Genomic DNA, 3307 nt, shown 5'->3' on the forward strand with positions numbered 1-3307 from the left:
GAAGCCGAACTGGATCCTTTCAATGCGGGCCAGTTCATTCGCGCGGGGATGGACATCGCCGGCGAACGCATCGGGCGCCCGTATTCCATGGTCAATGCGCCCGACGAGAGGCCGCATGAGATCTATTTCAACGTCGTCCGCGAAGGCCCGCTCTCACCTCGCCTGGCACAGCTTCAGCCAGGAGAACGCTTCTGGGTCGTGCCCGCACCGAATGGATTCCTCACCCTGGATGAAATTCCCCAAGCCCGCCACCTCTGGCTCCTCGCCACGGGTACTGCGATCGGCCCTTTTCTCTCTATCCTGAAAACCGCTGCACCCTGGTCGCGGTTCGAGAAAGTCGTGCTGGGTTATTCGGTTCGCACACGGGACGAACTGAGTTATCAGGACACCATCGAGGAAATACGGCGGCGTCACCCCGCGCAATTCCAGTTCGTTCCGTTCATCACCCGTGAGCCCTGCGACGGCCATCTATGTCAACGGATTCCCGCCAGCATCGAAAGCGGCGCACTGGAGCGAAAAACCGGCCTGGAACTGACACCGGAACTGGCCCATGTGATGCTCTGCGGAAATTCCAGCATGCTGCAGGACACCCTGGCCAGCCTGGAAAAACGCGGGATGAAGCGGCATCGCCGGCGCGAGCCCGGTCATGTCAGCATGGAAAAATATCACTGAGCGTCCCGACACACGCGAAGCGCGCGCCCCCGGCTGGCGCGACATGAATGTTTCTTGCCGAAACAACGGAGGCGCCCGGATTCAGGCTTGATACACGCCCTAGAGTCGATGGCCTCGGGTCGCTGGGGAGACGAAACGGTGCGAGCCGTCGCGCGCCAGCAGCGCGGCGCCGTAGGCGGCTTCCGTGTGCGCGGCGCGCGCGACCGGAATTCCCAGCAGACGCCGGCGGATATGCATCCATACAGGGTTTTGTGCGCCACCCCCCGCGGTTTCGACCCGGCGTACCGGCGTGGCGCCCAGTTCCTTGAGCAATCCGTAGCCACAGACCTCGATGCGCGCCAGGCTTTCCAGCAGGCCGTGCAGAAATTCGGCGTCGTCGGCCGGACGTGGCGTCAGGCGAGGGGAAAGCCCGGGATCGTTGACCGGGAAGCGTTCGCCGGCTTTCGCTAATGGCAGATAGTCGAGCGGGCTGGCGACGGCGGGGTCGATGCGTTCGCTCAGCGCGGCAAGCGTGCGGTCGTCGAAGAACTGCCGCAATACGGCGCCGCCCGAATTGGACGCGCCGCCCGCGAGCCAGCGGTCGCCGAACCAGTGCGAGTAGACGCCGTGCCCGGCCGATTCCACCCGGCTGTCGGACAGCAGCTTCAGCACCAGGGTGCTGCCGAGCGAGGTGACGGCGTCGCCGCTCTGGCTGACGCCGGCGGCGAGGAAAGCGGCGATGGAATCGGTGGTGCCGGCGTGCACCATGCAGCCGGGATTCACGCCGAGGTAGCGCGCGCGCGGGCGCGCCACGGTGGCGAGCCGCAAGCCGGGCGCAACCGGTACCGGCAGGGTGCCGACGTCGGCGAGGTAATCCACCCACGCCGGCCATTTCAGCTCGTCGAGGTCGAGTCCCATCTTGAGGGCGTTGTGGTAATCGGTCATCCCGACCCGGCCGGTCAGCAGCCCGGAGAGCCAGTCGGCCTGGTTGAGGTAGAGCCGCGCGCCAGTGAGGCCGAGTCGTTTTTTCAGCCACAGCACCTTGGCGAGCCCGGAGGTGACGGCGGCGGCCGGGTGGCCGGGGGTGGCGGTTTTGGCGATCAGCGCGGCCTCGTCGACCGCACGGTCGTCGTTGTACAGAAGCGGCGGATGGCGTGGGCTGAGTTCCTCGTCGCAGGCGAGCACAGTGCCGGAGGTGCCGTCGAGCGCGATGTCCGACAGCTGCGAGCGGATCGCCGGCGGCAGCGAAGCAACCAGGTCCCACAGCGCCTCGCGCCAGATGCCGGCGCGCTCGTAGTCTTCCAGCGTGCCGAAGTCGCGCTTGTCCTCGGCAACGATCATTCCGTCGGCGTCGATCACGCAACTGCGCGCACCCGAGGTTCCGAAGTCGATGCCGAGAAAATACAAAGTTAGGGCCTGCTAATGCTGATTTCACACCTGCGACGAGGCCGATTCGGGATGCAGGCCGCGAAGCGAGACGCGCTGCAGTGTCGTTCACTGCAAGCGGCTCGCGACAAAGGCATGCGCCCGAATCGGCCCGTCCCTTCGGGTTGCCCCGAGAAAGCGCGTCTGCGGCGTTGCGCCGCTTGGCAAGGGATGGCCCTTGCCAGCGCGACGCGCCTTGCATCCATCGCTTTCTCGCGGCAACGCGGACGCGAAATTAGTGTTAACACGCCCTAATCCGGCATGCCGCATGCGCGATGCGCATTGCGGATCGGAATGGGGCGTGCCGGGCTTCAGGCCGAACGGCCTTCAGCGCGGCCAGCCGCTGGGCGAACGCGCGGCCTCAGTGATGCTGATGCGCCGCGCCGCCCATGCGGGCGGCGCGCGCGACCGCATTCACCTCCACCGTTTGCCGCTTGCCGCCGGATTCCACCACCAGGGTGAGCGGAACGACGTCGCCGGCCGCAATCGGTTTTTCCAGGTTCATCAGCATGATGTGGAAGCCGCCGGGCTTGAGCGTGACGGTCTTGCCTTGCGGCAGGTCGATCGCCTTCACTTCGCGCATGCGCATCACGCCGCCGTCCATTTTCATTTCGTGCACTTCCACCCGCGGCACCGCCTGGCTGGATGCGCCGATCAACTTCGCATCGGCATCGGCCTGGATCTGCATGTAGGCGCCGCTGACCGGCTGCCCCGGCATGGTGACGCGCACCCACGCGTCGGTCACGCCGATATTGACGGCCCCGGCGGGCAGGCTGGCGGTGCTGGCCAGGAATGCGGCGGCAAGCAAGGCTTTCATCCGTTTCTCCTCGAAGTGGAGCCCTCAGAACTGGACATTGAGCGCAGTGTAGATCGAACGGCCCATGCCGGGAACGGGGGTGCCCCATTGCGGCACGGTCGCGACCGCCTGGCTGGTCATCGTCGTGCCCTGACCGATATAGGCACCGCCGAGCGGATGGTAGTAGAGCCGGTCGAACACGTTCTCCACGCCGAAGTCGACACGCAGCTTCTTCCACGAGTGGCTGCCGCGCAGGTTGAGAAGCGCATAGCCGGGGGTTTCCATCTCGTTGCGCATCGCGGACACGTCGTCCTTGCGGCTGACCATCACCAGTTCGGCGGCGTTGTCCCAGCCACGCAGCTTGTGCGTCAGCGTCAGCCTGGCGTTGAGCGGCATGATGTTGTAGAGGTTGTCGCCGGTATCGCGGTTCTCGCC

At 65.8% G+C, this 3307-nt stretch carries 3 protein-coding genes and 1 pseudogene; 1 reads left to right on the forward strand and 3 read right to left on the reverse strand.

Annotated features, from left to right (window positions below; all coding sequences use genetic code 11):
- Positions 1 to 48 precede the first annotated feature (48 nt).
- Positions 49 to 672, forward strand: coding sequence for a ferredoxin--NADP reductase (locus Q0L94_RS04995; protein ID WP_296750718.1), 624 nt, complete (start codon positions 49 to 51; stop codon positions 670 to 672).
- A 99-nt stretch (positions 673 to 771) separates the two neighbouring features.
- On the opposite strand, the gene Q0L94_RS05000 is transcribed toward Q0L94_RS04995, so the two are convergent.
- The 3 genes and pseudogenes from Q0L94_RS05000 to Q0L94_RS05010 all read right to left on the reverse strand — a co-directional run.
- The gene (locus Q0L94_RS05000) at positions 772 to 2058 is read right to left on the reverse strand and encodes an FGGY-family carbohydrate kinase (protein WP_296750720.1); all 1287 of its coding nucleotides are present in this window, start codon (positions 2056 to 2058) and stop codon (positions 772 to 774) included.
- Positions 2059 to 2437: 379 nt separating this feature from the next.
- Positions 2438 to 2893: a copper chaperone PCu(A)C gene (locus tag Q0L94_RS05005; RefSeq protein WP_296750723.1), complete on the reverse strand. Its 456-nt coding sequence runs from the start codon at positions 2891 to 2893 to the stop codon at positions 2438 to 2440.
- Positions 2894 to 2917: 24 nt separating this feature from the next.
- Positions 2918 to 3307, reverse strand: a pseudogene (locus tag Q0L94_RS05010) (TonB-dependent receptor); the annotation flags it as partial.

Source organism: Thiobacillus sp., from assembly GCF_024708915.1.